25 protein-coding genes are annotated in these 19,224 nt (G+C 63.3%); all 25 read right to left on the bottom strand.

Features of this window, described 5'->3' with window-relative positions; all coding sequences use genetic code 11:
• Window positions 1-14: 14 nt before the first annotated feature.
• On the bottom strand, window positions 15-2,195 hold the full coding sequence (locus ABVK50_RS12185) for a phage tail protein (protein ID WP_353641313.1): 2,181 nt from the start codon (window positions 2,193-2,195) through the stop codon (window positions 15-17).
• Window position 2,196: 1 nt separating this feature from the next.
• Window positions 2,197-2,601, bottom strand: coding sequence for a hypothetical protein (locus ABVK50_RS12180; protein ID WP_353641314.1), 405 nt, complete (start codon window positions 2,599-2,601; stop codon window positions 2,197-2,199).
• On the bottom strand, window positions 2,598-3,173 hold the full coding sequence (locus ABVK50_RS12175; RefSeq protein WP_353641315.1) for a transcriptional regulator: 576 nt from the start codon (window positions 3,171-3,173) through the stop codon (window positions 2,598-2,600). The genes ABVK50_RS12180 and ABVK50_RS12175 overlap by 4 nt, the downstream gene beginning before the upstream one ends.
• A gap of 2 nt (window positions 3,174-3,175) precedes the next feature.
• Complete coding sequence (locus tag ABVK50_RS12170) at window positions 3,176-3,898, bottom strand: hypothetical protein (protein ID WP_353641316.1); 723 nt, start codon at window positions 3,896-3,898, stop codon at window positions 3,176-3,178.
• Window positions 3,898-5,793, bottom strand: a complete 1,896-nt coding sequence (locus ABVK50_RS12165; protein ID WP_353641317.1) for a tape measure protein — start codon at window positions 5,791-5,793, stop codon at window positions 3,898-3,900. Before ABVK50_RS12165 ends, ABVK50_RS12170 begins: the two co-directional genes overlap by 1 nt.
• Window positions 5,793-5,942, bottom strand: a complete 150-nt coding sequence (locus ABVK50_RS12160; RefSeq protein WP_353641318.1) for a hypothetical protein — start codon at window positions 5,940-5,942, stop codon at window positions 5,793-5,795. The genes ABVK50_RS12165 and ABVK50_RS12160 overlap by 1 nt, the downstream gene beginning before the upstream one ends.
• Window positions 5,942-6,346, bottom strand: coding sequence for a gene transfer agent family protein (locus ABVK50_RS12155; protein WP_353641319.1), 405 nt, complete (start codon window positions 6,344-6,346; stop codon window positions 5,942-5,944). The genes ABVK50_RS12160 and ABVK50_RS12155 overlap by 1 nt, the downstream gene beginning before the upstream one ends.
• The gene (locus tag ABVK50_RS12150) at window positions 6,346-6,801 is read right to left on the bottom strand and encodes a phage tail tube protein (RefSeq protein ID WP_353641320.1); all 456 of its coding nucleotides are present in this window, start codon (window positions 6,799-6,801) and stop codon (window positions 6,346-6,348) included. Before ABVK50_RS12150 ends, ABVK50_RS12155 begins: the two co-directional genes overlap by 1 nt.
• A 21-nt stretch (window positions 6,802-6,822) precedes the next feature.
• Complete coding sequence (locus ABVK50_RS12145; protein ID WP_353641321.1) at window positions 6,823-7,215, bottom strand: DUF3168 domain-containing protein; 393 nt, start codon at window positions 7,213-7,215, stop codon at window positions 6,823-6,825.
• The gene (locus tag ABVK50_RS12140) at window positions 7,212-7,673 is read right to left on the bottom strand and encodes an HK97-gp10 family putative phage morphogenesis protein (protein ID WP_353641322.1); all 462 of its coding nucleotides are present in this window, start codon (window positions 7,671-7,673) and stop codon (window positions 7,212-7,214) included. The genes ABVK50_RS12145 and ABVK50_RS12140 overlap by 4 nt, the downstream gene beginning before the upstream one ends.
• Complete coding sequence (locus ABVK50_RS12135; RefSeq protein ID WP_353641323.1) at window positions 7,670-8,020, bottom strand: phage head closure protein; 351 nt, start codon at window positions 8,018-8,020, stop codon at window positions 7,670-7,672. Before ABVK50_RS12135 ends, ABVK50_RS12140 begins: the two co-directional genes overlap by 4 nt.
• A complete protein-coding gene (locus tag ABVK50_RS12130) occupies window positions 7,995-8,192 on the bottom strand; it encodes a hypothetical protein (protein ID WP_353641324.1) in 198 nt (65 codons plus the stop codon). The genes ABVK50_RS12135 and ABVK50_RS12130 overlap by 26 nt, the downstream gene beginning before the upstream one ends.
• Window positions 8,193-8,199: 7 nt before the next feature.
• Window positions 8,200-8,610, bottom strand: coding sequence for a hypothetical protein (locus tag ABVK50_RS12125; protein ID WP_353641325.1), 411 nt, complete (start codon window positions 8,608-8,610; stop codon window positions 8,200-8,202).
• Between the two features lie 22 nt (window positions 8,611-8,632).
• Window positions 8,633-9,220, bottom strand: coding sequence for a head-tail connector protein (locus ABVK50_RS12120; RefSeq protein ID WP_353641326.1), 588 nt, complete (start codon window positions 9,218-9,220; stop codon window positions 8,633-8,635).
• Window positions 9,221-9,224: 4 nt separating this feature from the next.
• Entirely contained in the window at window positions 9,225-9,395 is a 171-nt protein-coding gene (locus ABVK50_RS12115) for a hypothetical protein (RefSeq protein ID WP_353641327.1), read from the bottom strand.
• Window positions 9,396-9,461: 66 nt separating this feature from the next.
• Window positions 9,462-9,851, bottom strand: a complete 390-nt coding sequence (locus ABVK50_RS12110) for a hypothetical protein (RefSeq protein WP_353641328.1) — start codon at window positions 9,849-9,851, stop codon at window positions 9,462-9,464.
• A 94-nt stretch (window positions 9,852-9,945) separates the two neighbouring features.
• The gene (locus tag ABVK50_RS12105; RefSeq protein WP_353641329.1) at window positions 9,946-11,352 is read right to left on the bottom strand and encodes a phage major capsid protein; all 1,407 of its coding nucleotides are present in this window, start codon (window positions 11,350-11,352) and stop codon (window positions 9,946-9,948) included.
• Window positions 11,353-11,467: 115 nt separating this feature from the next.
• Entirely contained in the window at window positions 11,468-12,205 is a 738-nt protein-coding gene (locus ABVK50_RS12100) for a head maturation protease, ClpP-related (RefSeq protein ID WP_353647032.1), read from the bottom strand.
• A 72-nt stretch (window positions 12,206-12,277) separates the two neighbouring features.
• On the bottom strand, window positions 12,278-13,561 hold the full coding sequence (locus tag ABVK50_RS12095) for a phage portal protein (RefSeq protein ID WP_353641331.1): 1,284 nt from the start codon (window positions 13,559-13,561) through the stop codon (window positions 12,278-12,280).
• A gap of 10 nt (window positions 13,562-13,571) precedes the next feature.
• Complete coding sequence (locus ABVK50_RS12090; protein ID WP_353641332.1) at window positions 13,572-15,260, bottom strand: terminase TerL endonuclease subunit; 1,689 nt, start codon at window positions 15,258-15,260, stop codon at window positions 13,572-13,574.
• 3 nt (window positions 15,261-15,263) lie between these two features.
• Window positions 15,264-15,776 carry a hypothetical protein gene (locus tag ABVK50_RS12085; RefSeq protein ID WP_353641333.1) on the bottom strand — a complete coding sequence of 171 codons (513 nt, stop codon included), beginning with the start codon at window positions 15,774-15,776 and terminating at the stop codon, window positions 15,264-15,266.
• A 318-nt stretch (window positions 15,777-16,094) separates the two neighbouring features.
• Entirely contained in the window at window positions 16,095-16,388 is a 294-nt protein-coding gene (locus tag ABVK50_RS12080; RefSeq protein WP_353641334.1) for an HNH endonuclease, read from the bottom strand.
• Window positions 16,389-16,783: 395 nt separating this feature from the next.
• The gene (locus ABVK50_RS12075; RefSeq protein WP_353641335.1) at window positions 16,784-17,467 is read right to left on the bottom strand and encodes a transcription termination/antitermination protein NusG; all 684 of its coding nucleotides are present in this window, start codon (window positions 17,465-17,467) and stop codon (window positions 16,784-16,786) included.
• Window positions 17,436-18,617 carry a helix-turn-helix domain-containing protein gene (locus ABVK50_RS12070; RefSeq protein WP_353641336.1) on the bottom strand — a complete coding sequence of 394 codons (1,182 nt, stop codon included), beginning with the start codon at window positions 18,615-18,617 and terminating at the stop codon, window positions 17,436-17,438. The genes ABVK50_RS12075 and ABVK50_RS12070 overlap by 32 nt, the downstream gene beginning before the upstream one ends.
• On the bottom strand, window positions 18,614-19,204 hold the full coding sequence (locus ABVK50_RS12065) for an HNH endonuclease signature motif containing protein (RefSeq protein ID WP_353641337.1): 591 nt from the start codon (window positions 19,202-19,204) through the stop codon (window positions 18,614-18,616). Before ABVK50_RS12065 ends, ABVK50_RS12070 begins: the two co-directional genes overlap by 4 nt.
• Between the last annotated feature and the right edge of the window lie 20 nt (window positions 19,205-19,224).

Here is a 19,224-nt window from a genome sequence, read left to right as displayed (position 1 = left end):
GGTGTTTTGGCGTTTCAGCCGGTGCCGGGAATGGTCACGTTGTCGGTTGCGATAGCGCTTTCAGTGCCGTTCGACGTGTAAGCCATAGCGCGGAACTCAATCTCTTGGGGCTCCGCGTCGGCGCCTACGTCCGTTTCATAGATCAGCGTTGTCCCCGGCCTGCCCTCGCTCGTCGCGACATCAGTCCAGTCGAGGAATATCTTTTGCTGGATCTTGAAGCTGACGGCGTTCATCCCGTTGAGGATTGCGGTGGCGGTGACGTGGTATTGCGTACCTTCTGTCGGCCCGGTGCTGACGACGTCGAGGCCAGGAGCGGCCGGAGCGGTGTTGTCGATCGCCATCGGGTCGATCGTCAGCAGCGGCGAGAAATAGGAGCCTTCATCGTCACTCGTGAAGAAGCGGCACTTGAAATCGACCTTCTCGCCGGTGGTGTCGACTGCGGCATAGGCATACCAAGTCGTGGTCCCGCCATATTCTGTCATGCTGGAATAGGCGTCCGGCTCCCCGCCGGTATAGGTTCGATAGACCGCCTCCGCGATCGACCCGCCGTCGACGCCGGTGAACTTCACCCGTGTTTCGTATGACAGGTCTGCATACTGGACGACTGACGCTTCGCTCGGCGCCACCGGCGTGTCCAGCTCGCTTTCATAGGTCATTTCCGGGACTTCTGGCGGCGCGGCGGCCTCGTCGACAGCCGGGTTCCAGGGCGTCAGCACCGGCCAGACCACGAAGGGGATTTCGACCGTGCCCTCGTCATCGTTCACCCGCGGCGTGCCAATCGCGCAGGTTTCCGTCACGTCCAGGTCCGGCAGCTCGATGTCGGCGACGGTCAGGCCCCAGGCCGCCAGCCCGGCGAAGTTCGTCGTGACGATGCCAGCGTCAGCCCGGGCCAGCGCAAAAAGCCGTCGCGCGATGCGCTGCGCCTGGCTGGCCGAGGGGCAGAACGGCAGGTCGACGTCCATGATCTGCTCGCCGACGCGATCGATCTCGTCCTGATTGCGAGCCCAGGCGATGCCGGTGAGGTCGATCTCCGTCATCTCGTAATTGCGCTCGGGCGAATAATACTTCACCCGGCAGATGTTCGGCCGCTCGACACTCTCCGGACCGGAACGCCACTGCAGGTCGATGATGTGTTTTGCCGTGAAGGTGATCTCCGGCGTGCGCACGTCGTCGATCAGCCGGATGTTGAAGGTGTTGTCGTCTGTAGCGACAATCTCCGCGCCGATCGACTTCAGCACTTGGTCCATCACGTCGCCGCGCGGTGTTTCTGAGGCCCACATGCCCCAGCAGCGCGAGCGCGGTTCGGTACCGGTCTTCGTCGCCACCAGCGTATCCCCAAGCGTCGCCTGGGCCGCTATGCCGTCGTAATCGAAGTCCGCGACGGCGAGGCTCGGATAGCTGCGCAATATATGCGCGGCGCAGAGCGGGCCATTGTCTTCATAGGCCCAAGTGCCTTCGTCCTCGGCGTCCTGTCCGACCTCGCGCGGATCATAAACCGGTTCGTTGCGCTGGACCCGCTCGTAATCGGGAGGCCCCTGCTGATAGAGTTTGGTGAACTTGTCGTCGGCTATGCCAGGCGAAATGTATTGAACCAGCGACTGCGCTATTCCCCGCACGCGATGATCGACCGTCCAGAGCACAGGAAAATAGGTCAAGAGATCGTCCCATGCCGTTTCCGTCCCGTCGCCGACTTTCGACTTGATGAAGCACCACGAGCCGCCGGAGCGCGCCCAGGGCGGCGAGGAGACCGCGCCATCGCTTTCGACCGTCACCTCGCGCCCGCCGAGATAATGTTCCTCGACGGCCGTGACCTTTCCCCTGGTGTGGCAGATCAGCCGGAACCGGCGCGTGCCGCCGGCGGTGTTGCCGAAGGCCTTCAGACCGCCGACGCGCGTGCGGCCAACGCCGCGTATTTCCGCACTGTCTCCAGTCTCGAAGGTCGACTTGAAATCGCCCGGGTTGATCTTCGGTGCACTGCCGAGAACCGAAGACAATAGCGATGCGCCCACGATCGCCGCGCCGATGACGGCGTTGCCGATCGCCGCCGCCGATACCGCCGGCAAGATGCCCCCTGCCCCGATCGACAGTAGCGATGAGATGACGAAGCTGCCGATCGAGACCGGATCGGCCGCGGCGGGCATGGCAGCCAGCGGCAGGCAGATGTTTGCCAGCAGGAGCTTGCGCAGGATCCGCATGTCAGATGTGCCAGACCTTGACGATATCCCGTGAGCGCGGGCGAAGCAGCGCCGTGCCCTCGATCGCGCGCCACAGCGCTATGCCGTCCTGGGCGAAGATCACCCCGACATGGCCGAGCCGCGCCGTGTTGACGATGCCGACGTCGCCCAGCTGCGGCTGGTCCGGCGTTTCGTAGATCGAGAGCGGCGCCAGCGCCATCGACCAGAGAACGTCGAGGCCGCCAGCCTCGTCGATCAGCGTGTGGGCTTCCTCGAGCGTCGCGTAGGAGCCGAGCTGCGGCACGGCCCTGCCCGTAACCTCTTTCACCCAGGCCGCGGCCCAGGTCGTGCAGTCGTCGCGGCCCCATTCGACGGGCTTACCCTCGACCGCCATCACGAAGGCCTGCAGCTGCTCGGCGCGTGTCATGCTGACCAGTTCTCCGAAACTTTGACCCCTACGAAATCGAGGCCCTTGTCACCGGGATAGCGGCGGCGCTGGTCAGCACCGTTCCACTTGCCGCCCACGGCATAGTTCTGGCTCGACCAGATGCTTTCGATCGTGATGGACACGGTGCGAAGCCCGATCCCCTGCCATTGCAGCGACGGCGAGGTGATCTTGCCCGGAAACAGCTTCTTCAGTCCGATCAGCACTTCACCGGTCTCACCATCGAACGTCGCCCAGTAGAGATCGGCGCGCTTGCCCTCGATCGCCCGCGCATCGGTGTGCACGGACTTGAAGAAGTCGGCGTTTGCGCCCGAAAGTGTCACGCTGACCGCCACCGCCTGGCCGAACCGCGGCTCCTCTATCCCGGACAGAGAGACCAGCTGCCCCCCAATCGGGTCCGTGACCCCGCGCCACTCGAAGCCGCCGACCGTCTTGCGCCCGGTGCCGCTGTGCAGCCTGGTCAGCCCGGCCGGCAGGTCCATTTCGAGGAACCACGCCCGGGCGACATGCGGCCCCGCCAGGCGGTCAAGATCGGCTTCCGAAAAGATCGCCACTGTCAGCCCGCGAAATAGTCGCGCACGTCATAGTCGAGCGTCTCGACCATGGTGACGGATAGGCCTTCGGCGAAAGCCGCACCGCGAGGCGCATTGGCCGCTTCCTCGCTTTCGAGCCGCATCGCCAGCACCGGATCGAGGGTCGCAAAGTCGGACGTGGTGAGCGCCACCCGGAGCGGCGGCCATATCCTGTAGTGGCCGGCGTCGATCCGTTCGGTAACCATGTAGAGCCCCAAATGGAACGGGAAGAAGCCGAGGAAATCCCCGATGTCGAGCCCGTGCCCCCAGAAGGAATCGGCCAGCTGGATTTCGTCTGTGTCGAATGCCGCAGGCGCCGTCACTGCGACGACCGGATTGCTCGACGCCCAGTTCTCTCCGTTCGACCAGGGCTGACCGTTCGACCAGGGCTCCCCTTCTCGCCATTCGGCCGACGTCGTGACGATCCCGCGCTGCGCGAAGTTGAGCCCGTCCCAGTCACAGAACGGCACGCGTGTGGCGTTCGCCCCGCCATGCAGCGAAGTGATCCAGCCCCGGTAGCGCCGGAACATCTGGCCCCGGATCGACGGGAAGGAGAACCGCCAGCGCCACAACCCGAACGGCGACGCGAAGGTCTGCACGAAATTGCCGATCGACTGGGTCGCGCCGCCACTGACCGCACGCGGTCCGGACAGCGGCTCGCGGAATTTCGCCCGAAGGCCCACAGGCCAGGAGACTATCCGAGCCATCAGGCGCGAACCTTGCGGATCTTGCGGGTATCCGTGCGCGTGTCGACCATTTTCGGGATGTTCTTTCCGAGTTCCTTCACCGACCTCTCGACGCGAGCGAGTGCCGCAGCGTCGGCGCCCGGCGCGTTGATCGGCGCGTGGATCATGATCGACTGACCGGCGGATTGCGCTTGGGCGCGCCCCTTGGGGATCACGATCTCGCCGCGTTGAAGGATGGCCGGAACCTCGCCGGGACGGAGTCCGGCAACGCCGCCGGAATGATATCGCGGTGCGCCGGCGAAAGTCGCCGGATGCACGCTGCGCTTGCTTCCGCCGGATCCGACCACGCCGCCTTCGTGGAATACGCTGCCGAGGATGCTGGACAAAAAGCCGCCGGCGAAGCCGCCGCCGCCGTTCATGCTCAGAAGTTGCGTCGCGATCTGCGCGACGATGCCAAGCAGTTCCTTCGCCTCGAGCTTGCCGTCGGAAAGAGCACTGATGATGCCGCCAACAGCGTCACCGATCGCGCTCCCCATGTCCTGAGCGGCGCGCTCTGCTTCGCGCTCAGCGCGCTCAAGTTCTTTCGCCGCCTTGGCCGCCTCGCGAAGCGCCGCAGCCTCTTCCCGCCGTTTGGCGGCGGCGGCGCTTTTGCCACCGCCTCCTCCGCTGCCGCCGCCTTTGGCAACAGGCGGCGCGAAATCGGAAAGCGAAACCGGCGTGACGTAAGGCGCTTCCGGAAGCCGGCCAGTCTTGTTCGTCGTGGCTGCTCCGCCCTCGCCCAGCACACTGTTGCGGATGGCTTCTTCGGTGAGCTTCCCGGCCTTCTGGATTTCTCCGGCGAACGCATCGTTGATGCGGTTTTCGATGCCCTTGGATGAGGTCACGGTGAGCGCACCGCCCAGAAATTCCTTGTAGCCGGTGCCGCCGGTTATGGCCGCGCCGATGTTTTCAAGCCCGGTGATCCGGCCGATTGCGGAAGCGAAGGCATTCGCGGCATCGATGCCCGCGCCCATCTGCGCGATCACGGCGGATATCTGCGCGATCAGGCTGTCGAAGTTGATGCTGTTGACGAATGCCGCCGTGTTGTCGATCGCCGTGCCGAACGTTTCGGCTGCCGCCGTGGATTCGTTGAACCTGCCGGCCGCGTCGATCAGCGAGTTCTGCAGGTTGACAAGCCGCTGGTCGATCGTCAGGACCGAACCGGCGACCTTCTGCTCCAGGATCGGCGCACCGGCCTCGAAGGCACGAAAGAACGCCTCGCTGGACACCGCACCGTCGACCACCAGCTGCCGCAGCCTGGCGACAGAGCCGCCAGCCTCTTCAAGGCCGGCTGCGGCCGCCTGAGCGATGGTCGGCGCGCCCTCCAGGATCGAATTGAATTCGTCCGCCCGAACCACACCTGAGCCGAGGGCCTGCGACAGCTGCAGAAGTGCGCCCGATGCCGACTGCGCATCGGAACCGGCAACCCGCAATGCCAAGGCGACATTGTTCGTGAAGCCGAGCAATTCCTCCGTCGAGACGCCGAGTTCCTTCTGGACCAGCGCAGCGCGGCCGTAGAGCGTCACCAGGCTCTCGATCGGCGCGGCATTCTTCGTCGCGCTTTCGAACAGCCGATCGTAGACCCGCGTCAGTTCATCGCCGGACAAGCCGGCGACCTTCAACGCATTCTCCATCCGCGTCGCCGCGTCGATCAGCTGCTGCGCGCCACGGATGGACACCGCTCCTGCAAACCCAGCAGCAAACGAGCGGGCGAAGGTGGAACCGATTCCCGCCAGCCGCGTCTCGAGCGCCTTACCGCGCTTTTCGATCCTGCTGAAGGTCGAGTTGGTGTTGCCCAGCGCCTTGTTGAGCGCCCTGTCATATTTGCTGAAGTTCGCCTCGAGCGTGGCGATCATGCGTTCAACTTCGATCGCCATCAGGCAACTCCCCGTGCTCGCATGACCGCCACGTCAAACTCCGCCTCGCTCGGCGGCGCCGCCTTGCTTTCGCCGTGGGCCTTGTTCCAGGCGCGGCAGATCGCCGACCATTGGCCGAGCGACAAATCGCCGACATTGGCGACATTCATCAGGGCAGCGCTTCCGTAGAGGGCGGCGAAGTCGATGCGCTCGTCTCCGCCGCCGGAGCTTCCCCCGATGGCTGCTCCAGCTCTTTCGAGTGGACCCTGGCTAGCCCGGCAAGCACGATCGCGTAGGCCGTGTCCCGATTTTCGTCGAGCGGACGCTCGTCGACATACTTCCGGACCTTCGCCAGTGCGTCGACGGGCAGCATTCCGCCGCCGATCAGGCCGAGGCGGATCGTCTCGACGATATCCGAGGAGCGAGCCTGGCGGACATCGGGCCGCAGACGATGCGCAAGCTGGAATATGCCGAGGTCGCGCCTGGCCTCCAGCTCCTCGATTTGAGCCAGTCCGAGGCGAAAGCAGTATGTTCCGTCGCCCCAGTCCAGATCGATCGCGCCATGCCGGTTCATCAGGCGGCCGCATCCACCCAGGTGACTTCGCCGTCGCTTTCGATCGTAACCGAAACGGCGGCGCGCCCTGTTTCTGGCCCGGTGGCCTCGAAGGCGGTCAGCTTGAAGGCGCCTGCCCAATAGCCTCCGCCATTGGCCAAAGCGACGCCGTTTAAAAGAACGCGCACGTTCTTCGTGTCGTCGCTGTTGAACCAGTTGAACCACGTCTCGACGCTGGGCGTGTGCAGCCGCCCGGCGCCGGAGATTGTCGCCGAAAGGCCGCTCTTGTTCATCACCGACCAGCCCGGCGCTTCCGGATCGGCGCAATCCGGTATCGTTTCGCGGTTGGTCTCCGAGGCGAAGGCGATGCCGCGCTCGGTGTTGATGAGGCAGTCGTGGGTGAACACTTCCGGATCTGCGCCGTCGCCGATCTGGACGAGCAGCTGCCGCCCGTTGAGGGTGATGGGTGGGGCCATATCGAGTCTCCTTGGGAGGGGTTAGGCGGGATCGAGCAGGAAGCGAAACGTCAGGACGGAATGCTCGGTGAGTCCGTCTGGATCGCGGAATGTCCGCGAACTATTCAACTCGGCAAGAATGACTACGAACCCTGTCACGGCTAGCGTGGTGGCCAGCCGCGAAACGACCGACGGAGCGAGGTCTTTCACCTCGACCTTCGATCCGCTCTCCGGCCGCGACCATAAATGCACGTCTTCAAAGACCTCCCAGCCATCGCCACAGGAATTGCCATCATTGATCACCTGGGCGTCGCCGATGGTGACGTATGGAAATGTCGGATTCTCCGGAACCCGGTCATATATGCGGCCGTCAGCGACAGCAGTTTCGGTGATGAGTGCAGCGAAGATCGCCTTTTGGAGCTGTGAACCGATCATCCGCCTGCCGCCACCTTCCGGGCCGCCTTGCCGACCGCGCGGCCAATCCTCGCCTTCGCCCGCTTCTTGCCGAGCCTGAATGCCGGGTAGAAGAATGGCTGCGCCGGCGCGCCGGGATGCTGCGCGCCCTCGAATTTGCCGCCGGCGATATGCGGCGCAGCGCCGAACTCGACCAAATGCGCGTAGCGGACCTTCTCGTTGCCGGCGCTGATGCGCACCGACAGCTCGTGGCCGCCGGAAGCCCCTTTGAAGGATTGCGAGTAGCGGATTTTCTTGGCGTCTCCGTAGCGCCATTCGATGCTGTCGCGGAGATCGCCACTGGCTGCCGGAACGATCTGCTTTTGTAGCGCAACAATCTCCGCGGCGCTTTCCGCCAGCGCCTTGCGGATTTCCTCCTTCGCCACCGGAGACATGCGGCGCAGTTTACGCTGGAGGCGCTTGAGGTTCTTGATCTTCACGTCGCCACGCCTCTTTCACAGAGCATGTCGAGGAACGCCCGATCTTTGCTCAAGGTGATGTCGCGGATGTTGTAGACGACGCCCGCAAGCCGTTTGTCGCTGATCCGCCAGTCCGTCGTCACCGTCCTCGTCTCCGAATCGGCGCGAACCCGGATGATCTGGGTGTGGCGGCCCTGTAGCCTTGCCGCCAGCACCGCCTCTCCCCCGCGCAGATGGATGAATTCTGCCCGGCGCGTGAACTGTTCGACGAATGCCGAGATCGTCCCGCCGGCCCCGTCCGACGCCGTGCCGTGCTTATCGAAGCCGACACGCTCGAAAAGATCACCCGCACCCGGCTTTTTCGCCATTTCCGGCCTCCTGTCGCGGCGCGATCGTGCGCTTTGCCTTGCCTGCCGCAATTGCCTTTTCGGCGCATTCGCGCGTCACGTTCCGCCGCATTCCGGCCCGGTAGGCGATTGTGACGTGGCCGCTGCGAGCGGCAGGCGAGAAGTCGAAATCCTGCGTGAAACGCAGCCACATGCGAGCGTCAGAGAGAGACGTTCGGATACTGGATGTCGACCGCAAGGACAGTCGTCGACTTCGCCAGCCCCAGCAGGCAGACATATTCGCCGGCGCCGATATCGGCGACCGGACAAATGCCGCCCGGCGTATCCGACAGATAGTAGGCCGTCCCAGCTACCAGCGTCGCGCCGATGGTGATGTCGCCGGCCTTCTGCACCGTAAGCGGCTGGTTGAGCGACGCGCCGTTGAGCGCAACGCCGGTCGCCTGGCGCGCCTCGGCCGTCGCCGAATTCGCGTCGGCCAGCATCCACTTGCTTGTAGCCGACGAGCGATAGACAGCCTGGCCGGCTGTCATCGCCTCGCCGGCGGTGCCAACCTCTTTCGTTGCGTTGGATCCGGCGACGACGTTCGCCGCGGTGATGACAAGATCGACCATTGTGGTTCTCCTTTGGCTGGGATCAGACGCCTACTCGGCGATACGGAGTGATCAGCGCGGACGCGCCGAAGGGAATTTCTGAAAGCGCATCAGCTGTTGCTGCTTCTCTTCGTTCGTACCAGTGCGCAATGGTCAGCAAGACCGCCGCCCGCAGTGCAGCAGGCACGTCCGACGCCGCCTGACCATATCCCGCCGTGAATTCAACCCGCACGCCGTCGCTGCGATCGTCGAACACGGTTGGAGTGGTGAAATCGTCCCGGAACTTGATGAAGGCACCGCGCTCGTCCTCGAGGCGCTCGAAAAGCGAAGCCGAGACGGTCCGCTCAACGTTGTCAGTGTCGAAATATTTGACCGTCGCGGCCGACACGTCAGGGAAAGGCAGGCGGATGACGCCGCAATTTGGCCAGTCGCATAGCGAAACCGACCATCCCTGGTTGATGATGCACCGCCCCAGCACGCCGGCCCAGCCGTCGAGATAGGCCACGGCAGCGTCGATCAGCGCACTGATGACGGAATCGTCATCGTTGTGATCGACGCGGCAATGCGCCTTCGCCTCTTCCAGAGAGACGGGCTTGGCGTCCGGAGCAGACGTGCGGGCGGGGCGGAGCATGGGCCTATTCTTCGTCCTGCTTTTCTTCCTTGACGTCTTTGACGCGCGTCGCCCACTTTTCCCGCACGGCGACTGCGGCGAGATCGCCTTCGATCACCTCGCCGACTTCAATGATTCGGCTAAGGATTTCGCGGTCCGGCCGGCCCGGAAAGGACTTGGTCACTTTCGCTTTCATTTGGGATTTCTCCAGATATGGAATGAGAGGGGGAGAGGCGAGCGACCGCGCCCGCCTCATCACGGATTAAGCGACAGGCGCGTCGTTGGCGTGGCTGCGGATGATGACAACGCCATAGACGGCGCCAGTAGTCGCTCCGGCAACGGTGGTCACTGCACGGATGTAACGCTTGTTGCCCTTGTAGCCGACCTTGAAGGTTTGGGCGTCGTCGTCGGCACCATCGATGACAGTAAACGAGCCGTTCAGGTCAGCTGCAGCAACGTCCGACCACGAGCTGTTGTCATCGGATTCCTCCAGCTCCGGCGTATGCGTACCATCCGTCCATACGCCGACCACGACCTGTGCGAGGGCGGAGTTGTAGCCGCGCAGATCAACGCCAGCGCCGTTGGCCGATGCGGCGCGCGCCGCCGGCTCAAGCGAATGCGCAAAATTCAGTGCGCTTTTAGTGTCCTTCATCGGACTGTTCCTTTCGAGATTTGGGGAGGGAGAAGAGCGGGCGACCGGGGATCGATCCTGCCGCCCGCTGGACTATTCAACCCGCTTGGGGGCTTTACGAAGCCGCGACCTTCAGGAGCTTGATGGCCTCGAAGTTCTGCACGCCGCCGCCGACCCGCTTCGTGGTGTAGAAGTGGACATATGGCTTGTTGGTGTAGGGATCGCGCAGCACGCGTACGCCCATGCGGTCGATGATCAGGTAACCGCGCTGGAAATTGCCGAAGGCGATCGGGAAGGCGTTCGCGCCGATGGCCGACATGTTGTCGTCGGTGTAGACCGGCTTCTGCAAAATGGTCGCAACCTCGGCAGCGGCGGTCGGCGGAGCCCAGAGATAGTTGCCGTCCCCATCCTTGAACTTTCTCACGGTGCCCATGACCGCGTCCGACAACAGCCAGGAAGCTCCATTCCGGTACCCGGACTTCAGGGCATAGTAGAGATCGATCATGGCGTCGGAACCGTTGTGGGTTCCGTCGGTCAGCGCCGCCGCCACGCCCGAGGCGATATAGCCAAGTTTGCCCCATGCATAGGAGGCATTCGCGACAGTGTCGTAGGCAAGGATGCCACGCGGCTTGTTCACGCCGTTGCCGGACACGAACGCCGCGCCTTCCTGCTCGGCGAACTCGATGGCGACTTCGTCGGCGAGCCACTGGGCGACGTCCACCCGCGCGTCGTCGAGCATCTTCTGTGTAGCGGCGGGGTTGGCATAGATTTCGCCGGTGTTGAAGATGAGTTCGCGGAGCGTCGGGGAGTCCGTCTCGGGCCTGGATTCTTCCTCGCCGACCCAACCGGATCCTGCGCCGCCCATGCCGACGAGCTTCTTGTAGGTATCGGTCGAGATCGACATGATGCGCGCTAGTGAACGCATCGCCGAAACCGTACCCAGCACGCGATCGACGGTGGTTTCCATTTCCTCGGGAACCAGATATCCGCCGTCAGGATCTGACTGAGTGGTCAGCTTGGCTTTCACCTCCAGATCGGAGAGGCCAGCATCCACCCCCTTGCGGAAGAAGCGGTCGAACGCAGTCGCATGGGCCTTTTTGTCGGGATCGACCGCGCCGCCGGCGCCGCCCACTTTCAACGCCGCCAGCATCACGTTCGTCTCATCGATCGCATTCTGGAGCTTGGTGATCTCGGCGTTGATCCGGTCCACCTTTTCCGTCTGCACGACGTCGCCGAGCCCCTTTTTCAGGTCGGCGATTTCCTTGTTGTTCGCCTCTTTGAAGGTTTCGAACGTCTTCTGCAGTTCGGCCAGAATGGCGTTGGCGTTGCCGCCATCGTTGCGGATGGCCACAAGGCCGCGGGCACGATGGTTTAGCAGCGGCGCACAGGTCATGGCCAGACCCGTGCCGATCGCCGCTTCGGGACCGGAAAAGGCGTAGGCGAGGTCAGGCGCCAGCGTAAACGCAGCGCAAAGGGTGAGGGTGAGCACGGCGAGCGCCGCGCCCATGAAGAGGCTTTTCATGATGCGTTCCTTCAGGTTCGGAGAGTTTCAATGAGCCGCTTGGCGGCCACGGGGTCGAAGCCTGCATCGCGCGCGGCTTCTCGGGTTGCATCACGCGGGCCCGAAAGTGAGTTGATCATTGAGGCGCGCTCGCCGCGGGGATTCCGGCTTTGGCGAGCGCGGCTTCGGTGCGCCGGCGGGCCATAAGCCCGCGGTCCATGTTCTTGGCGTCGCCTTCTGGCGCGGAAATGCCGTCGTCGACGATGTCGGCAAAGCCGTTCTTTACCGCCTCGGACGGTCCCATGAAGGTCTCAGCGTCCATGAGCTTGGCGATGTCCGCCCGCTTCATGCCGGTGCGCGCCTCATAGATGTCGGCGATCGCGCCGTCGAACCCGTCGAAGAGCGTCGCGGCTTCGCGCATGTCATGCCTGTTGCCGATCACGATGCCCCAGGCATTGTGCACCATCATGAAGGTGCCCAAGCCCATCCGGATTTCGTCGCCGGCCATGGCGATGATCGACGCCGCCGACGCCGCCCAACCCATAACCTCGACGGTGACCTTCGCCTGGTGGCCGCGCAGCAAATTATAGATCGCAATCCCCTCGAACATGTCGCCGCCTGGGGAGTTGATCTTGACCGTCACGTCCTTGTTACCGATCGAGCGTAGCACAGCCGAGACACGCTTGGCGGTCACGCCGCCGCCCGTCCACCAATCCTCGCCGATCACGTCGTACATCGAGATCGTGGTGTCGTTGTCTTCGGATGCAGCAAGCGGCTTTTCGGCCCACCTCGTCAGAACGTCAGACGGCGCGTCCCACTGGAAGTTCTGCGGGCGCTGGAAGGTCTTGGCCTCAGGCAGGTTTCGCAGGGTCATTTTCTGCCTCCTACGACAGGTTGCGAAACAACCGCTCCGCCGCGCAAAACACCAATTGGCTTGACGAAAGGGCTAACGACTTTCGGTGGGTTGACTTGGCTCATCGCCTTCATCCTTCTTCGGATCGGAGTTGCCGGCCGTGTTCGGCGGGGGGTACCAGATATCGCCACCCTCGCGCGGGTTGATGTCTTCAAGCGCGCGCACCTCGTTCGGCGACAGCACGCCCCACTGCAGAGCCTTGACGTGAGCTTCCCAGCGCACCTTGATGTCACCCTTGACGAGGGCCGACCGGTTGAAGCGGGCGTAAACGTCGGGTTCGTCGTCGCCGATCAGATCCCGGTTGATCGTCTCTTCCCAGGTCGTCAGGTCGTCTTCGGCGCTGAAGGTGACAAAACCCTGCGTCTGCTGCTCGAGTCCGGTCCCCCAGCTCGTCGACTTCTCGGTGTCGCCGATCATGTGCGGTGGTACGCCGAGGAACATGGCGATGTCGTTGCGCGAAAATTTGCGGCTTTCGATCCACTGCGCGTCTTCGGCGGTCATCGCCAGCGGTGCGGTTTCCATCCCCTCTTCGAGGATGAGCGCTTTTCCCTCGCTCTCGCCGCCGGAGCGGTATTCGTCCAGGCTGGCGCGAAGGTTCTCCAAGCCTTCCTTTCCGAGCTTGTCGGGATGCTTCAACACGATGCTGACGCGGGCGCCGTTCTTGAACACCGTCGCGCCGTGGTTCTCCATCGACAGCGAAAGCCCGATGGTTTCCCGGGCGAAGGTGATCGCGGAAACGCCATGGACGCCATCGAGCGTCAGCCCGACGAGGTGGAAGACCTCAGATTGTGTCAGGTTGACCCGGCCGCCGTCGCGGCGCGTATAGATGTAGGACAGCGACAGATCATCGTTCTGCTTGCACTCGACCCGGTCGGGGTGGAGCGGGATCATCTCCATGACATTGCCGCGCGAGCGCACGATCATGGCATAGGCGTTGCCGCGGAGGATGACATGCGCCTGCAGCATTCGGCGGAACTGCGATGGCGTCTGCCACCGGTTCGGTTTGCGGCGGAACAGCTTCCACAGCGGATGATCGATCGCGTCTTCCCGCGTCTTGTCGTCGATGCGCCGCTTGATCGCCAGCGGCATGTTGGCCACGACGCCGGAGCGAATGCGGACGCATGCGAAAACCGCCGCAACTCGCATTGCTTTGTCGGGCGTCACCGCGGCGCCGGAGGCGGTAAGTTGTCCGTCGCGGAGCGCCTCCTCCAGCTGCTGCGACGTCGTAATCAGCACGCCGCCGCCAGCGCTCTGGGTCGCGGCGCGCGGCTGAGCGGCCGCGGGCTTATCCCCGAACAGTCGTGACCAGAAGCCCATCAGGTTACCTTCAAAGGACGAGGATGCCGCGGGAGCTGTAGACGGACGGCCCCACTGCTTCGGGGTTCCAGCTCATCAGGATTGCCGCGCAGAACGTCGCGATCAGCGGATCGATTTTCGCCCGGCCGGAAATCTGCTTGGTGATCATGTTGCCGTTCCCCTTGACCTCGACCTTGGCGTTGCCGACCACCCAGTTCATAAGGTCGAGCCCCGAATGGACTGCGGTCCCGTCGCTCAGTTTCCGCTCCAGGCCCCATAGCGCCGGGGAGAGAGCAGCGCCCTGGCGTAGCCGGTAGAGCATCTCGTCGGGCACGCCACTGCCGGCCAGTTCCTCGATGATCGTGGCGATGTTGTTCGGGTCGAGCCCGATCGCGTTCTTCGCAGGCAACAGGCCCGCTTCCTGGAGGCGGACGATGATATCGACGAGCGCAACTACATCATCCGGCACTTCGCAGAACGTAAGAGACCGTTCCTCCTCGAAGCCCTTGAGCGTCGAGGCGATGTCCTTGCGCCGCTCAAGCACTACCGGATGCGCAAAGGCATGGTTCCAGATCAGCCAGCGCCGTGTCTCTTTCTCGCGCCCGATGACCGAAAGCCCAAGCAGATCGTCGAGGCCACCGCCATCTATGCCGACCGTCGCAACTTCGCTGCGCCGGATCAGCTCGTCGAGCGTCAGCGTCGGATCGGCCCGCAGCCCCCAGTAGTCGGCGCCGCGCCAGCCATCATCCGGCGTGCCAACGCCGATCTCGATGTTGAGATGCTGGCTTGCCCACACGCGGATTGCATGGTCGCCCTTGGTCCGCTCTGAGAGCCAGTCGGCATAGAGGCTTTCCAGATGGATCGACTTGCCGAGGTTCGGCATGACCATCGGCCAGTTCTCAGGATCCTGCCATTGCTCCGGATCCGACGCGATCTCCGATGGAAACTCGTACAGGATCGGCAGCATCGGCCGGATTGTCTTGCCGCGGAACTCGCCGTCACGGATTTTTCTGGCGTAGCGCAGTTCATCCTTGAACGCGCCGGTCGGGATCTCGTCGCTCTGCGTCGTCGTGATCAGCAGCAGGCCTTCGGGCGTCTTCTCCAGCCCACCGCGAATCTGGCGCAACACCTTCGTCGTGTGCGGGCTACGGCCGAGAAGATGGATCTCGTCGAGCAGGGCGAAGAACAGGATCGACCCGGTCAGGATGTTCACGTCGAAGGTTTTTACCTTCAGCTCGGACTTGTTGAGCAGATCCTCGATCGTCTTGATGTGGTCGCGCGGCCGGAAGCGCCGCTTCAGGTCCGCCGATTCCTCGATCATGCCGACAGCCTGCTCATAGGCGCGGTCGGAAACCGCCTGTGTCGGGCCAATTAGCAGCGCCTCGGCTCGCGGGCGCTGGTTCATCAGCATCGCCGTGACGCCGAGGCCGGCGCTGTAGCTTGTCTTCGACGATCCCTTCGGCACCATTGCGAAGATGTCGCGGATATGACGCACCCGGTTTACCGGGTCCCACGATCCGAACGACGCCCGCACAATGTCGCGGAACCACTGACCGGCCGCATGCCTCATCTTCGGCGTGCCGGGCACGTCGGGCAGCTGCAGCTCGTCGAAGAATTGGAGGCCCATTCGGGCCTCTTCCTCCAGGAGCGGCATCTCCGGGAGCAGCGAACGCCCCTCGCGGATTCGGTCCTGCCAGTCGAGGCAGCTCAGATCCCACATGGATCAGTTGATCTGCTGGCCCTGCCGGCGCGCCATCAGCTCGCCCAGCGGCGTGCCGGGATCTGGCTCATGCGCCGCCTGGCGCTCGGCGTCTTTCTTGCCGAGCTTCAGGACTTTGGCCGGCTTGGTGGTTGCGCCCGCATGCCCGTCCGCGGTTCGGGAAGTCTGACCATACAGCATCAGGTCGTTCCGCTCGAGCATCTTCCGGAACTCGCGGATCGCGCCGACATTCCCGTCCTGGACGCCGTCCCAAAGTTTCATCGCTACGGCCGCGTCGAGCCGATCGCGGGCAACCGCCCGATAGCGCAGCTCGGAAAAATAATGCTTGCGCAGCGTCGGCATCGTGATGAACAGCGACGCCGCGATGCGCTTGTTGCTCCAGCCCAGCGCCAGCAACATGCTGACTTTGTTGCGGTTTTGGCTGGACGGCACGTGCTCCGGCCGACCGCGCATCCCCCAGTTGGCAGGGATCGGGTCGCCGAACAGGTCGATGCCGGTCGGAAATTTGTCACTCACTGAAAAAAAACCTGCGAATGAGGGGGACGCGGGTCCGGGGCCGAGAGGGGTCCTGGACTTTCGACCCGCCCCCCCCAACTGGTCCGGGGTGTCAGTGGATACGCGTACGCTCTAGTGCGACCTGATAGTCACGGAAGGCCATGACGTGCTCTGCAAGGATTTGGTTATGCAGGTCTCTCAACCTGCGTACCTCTGCCGCATCACTGGACGCCATCAGCCTATCGAATACTGCCATCCCTCGGTCATAGGCATCATCGGCGCGCTCGGACGCATCGTCGGCGGCTACGCTATCCAAAGGAACGCTCCTCTGACTTGTGATCAGTACCAGACGCCACGCTGCTGAAGGCTCGCCTGCTCTGCCTTCTGGGCCTCGCTGTCGTGCCATTCCTTCGACACGGCCATGAGGTTGTCCTCATCCCAGAACAACGCTTCGTCACCGCGATGTTCATTGTCGTGATGGATCACCGGGCTGTTCGGTGCGGGGTGCTTGCCAACCAGCAGCACGCCAGTCTTCCGGCACGTGTACATGTCACGCACCAGGATGCGCTGTCGCAGCTTCTCCCAGCGTGCGGTCTTGTACCAGCGCCGCCAGGGCGCTGCGTTGCTGCTCATCCTTGCCCTGTCCACTGGTTGGTGATTTGCTGCCCGTCGCAACCAAGGAGGGGAACACACATGCCTCAGTATCGCGTCTTCACAACGTCACCGAACGGACCATTGCAGTCGATCACTATCGACGATGAAAGAACGCTTGATGAACTGGCTGAAGCGCTAGGGCGTGGCCGATTGATAACGCGCGACGTGACACACCATCCGGGCCGCGTCGTTCAACCGAAGGCTATTGCGCTATTCCCACACACGACCGTAGCGATACACGGTCAAGTCGGTGAATAGGCTGTTCTTCATAGGAGACCATCACGGTGAGGCTGTCTGCCTCACCCGGGGCCGCTGGCGCTCCCCTCAGCCTCTGGCTGGGTGCGACTCTGTCGGCTCGTCCTGGGTGAGATTCGCTAATCCAGTTTCGTAACTTGCGCAAGTTCGAGGTCTACGGTGCAAGCCCGTCCGAACAGGTGCGTCTCAACCCTGATCCGGTCGTTCTCTCCGACCAGCAGCACGAGCGCCTTGAAATGCCTGAATGGGCCGTCGTCGATCGACACCTTGTCACCGGCCTTGAGCGCGTTCGTCAGGATCTCGATAGCCTTCGGGTCCTTCTCGATAAAGGCTTGCAACTTAAGGATTTCGTCGGCCGACACAGGCGAAGGACAGGACGCTCCGCCGATAACGCCAGCATAGCCCTTGATCGTCGCAAGACCGGCCCAGCAGGCGTCGCAATCCACCACGCGAACGAAGATATAACCTGGCAGTGCAGGCGTAAGAACCGGATCGAGGCGCTGCTTTTTGCGACCGCTGCGGCGTGGCGGAAGCACCGATTTGACCGCCATCCACCTTTCGACATTGGCTTCGTCGAGCGCCTTATCCACAGCTTTGTCGCAACCGCCTTCCACACGAAGCACGTACCAGCGCGCGTCAGGGCCATCCATGCCCGCCGCCGCGAGCATCGCCTGCTCCTTTCGCGACAGTGCGATTCGCAGGTCGCTCTTCTGCCAGGCGCGATCGATGTTGATCGGATCGCCCTTGCGGTCGAGCCAGACGCGTTCGCTCTCACTCAGCCGCTTGCCGGTTACCGCCATCATCTGTGTTCCCTCGCACCGCCGCATCGAATTCGCTCAACGCTCCCGGTCCGCCAGCCGGGAAGTAGACCACGGGCTGACGCCCCGGATCCGGCAGCCATGGCCAGCCGCGCAGCGCATGCTCCAGCTTCCACGCCTCGAAGGCCTCGGAGTCGACCGGCACCGCCTCCATCATCCCAGCCAGAGGCTCCAGCGCCGTAGCCACCGTCACGCCCTGCCGCATCGAAGCCCGGTCGTGCATGGCGTTGACGGCCGGCCAGCCGCCCCTCACCTGCTTTTCGCGGTAGAGGCTCTCCGCTTCCGCCCTGCCGTCTGCGACGAGCTGCTCCTCGAACGAAGTGAGCTTGCGCCGATCCACCTGCGGCCCTGCGACGAGCTGCTTCAGCCGCGCCGCCATCCACAGCGGCCCGAATGGAGCCGCCTCGACGAACAGCGGCTTGGCCGCTGCCTGGGGATCGGGAACTTCGTCGAACAGCTTTTGGCCGAAATAGGTCGACGGCGCCGGAACATGGGATTTCTTCTGGGCCTTGAGTAGCGCCAGCCAGCCGGGGAAGCGCCTTTCGGCCTTCTCGCGGTCCTCGGGCGTCATCTGCCGCCAGACCTTCATGGCCGGTTCCTTGGGCATACCTGCGAAGCCCGGCCAGTCCTTCAGCAAGGCCCAGCCCCGCGCCTCGATCGTTTTCGGATTTTCTTCCGGCTCGCGCTCGCGCTCTCTCTCAATCCTATCCTCAGGGATTGCTAAAGCTTCAGTCTTTACTAGGGGCGGATTTGCCGTCGCCGGTTCAACCGTCGCCGGTTTTTCAGTCTGCGGCAAAGATGTCACACTTTCGGTTTCGGGCTGCCGTTCGCCCTGCGGTTCATCGAAGATGACGAGCGCCAAACCGTTGAATTTCCCGGATTTCCGAGCGTCCTCGCGCTCCATGTAGCCGGCGTCAACGAGCTCGGAGACCATGGCGCGCGCCTTGTCGCGTCCGCAGGCTCCTTTCTTGCGAATGTCGCCCATGCGCACGGTCCAGTTGTCTGGCTTGGACAGCAGGTATCCGAGCAGCCAGCGCGCCTCCATGGAGAGGCGCACGTCCTCGAAAACGTGGTTCGGCACGGTCGTATAGCGGGCGTTTCGCGCTCCGCGCCGTATCGTAGTTTCTTCGCTCAAGGCCCGTCTCGTTTCTGGCTGTTGTGGCCCACGCACATGAACTGGAGGTTGTCCAGATCGTCGCTGCCGCCGCGCGACAACGCCTTTCGGTGGTCAATGGTGAGGTTGACGGAAATGTCGCACGCCGGGTGCGCGCAGACGTAGGGCACACCGGAATCGAGAAGCGCGAGAATCAGGTCACTCCTGACCGAGGCGAACTGAGAACGGCGTTTTTTCGTATGGAGCTTTTTGGCCGCTCGGCCGGCGTGCCTGATATCTTCCTGATTCTGGACATCCTGAAGCTGTTCGATCGACACGTAGTCGAACCCGACAAGCGGGCCTCTGGCACCGCCCCACCAGTCCCGCACGATGTCCAGTTCGATCGCCCAGCGTGCCCGTTCAAGATTATAGAGAACGTCGTCTGTTGGTGCCCCGATGTGCCGCGCCGCGATGGTGGCGATGGTTTGCCAGCCATCCACATCGAACAGCCGGTCAAAGAACCCCACCGTAAACGAGCGGTACCATTCCCCTGATTTCGCCGGGGCGCCGATGCAAATGCCTTCGTGCCGATTCGCGTAGACCCACTGTCCGGCTGTAATCGTGTCCATCAATTCGCTCCTCCGTTGGA

The sequence above is a fragment of the Mesorhizobium sp. WSM2240 genome, from assembly GCF_040438645.1.
GTDB lineage: Bacteria > Pseudomonadota > Alphaproteobacteria > Rhizobiales > Rhizobiaceae > Allomesorhizobium.
Note: the sequence above shows the minus strand (reverse complement) of the source record. Positions and strands in the feature narration are given on the sequence as shown.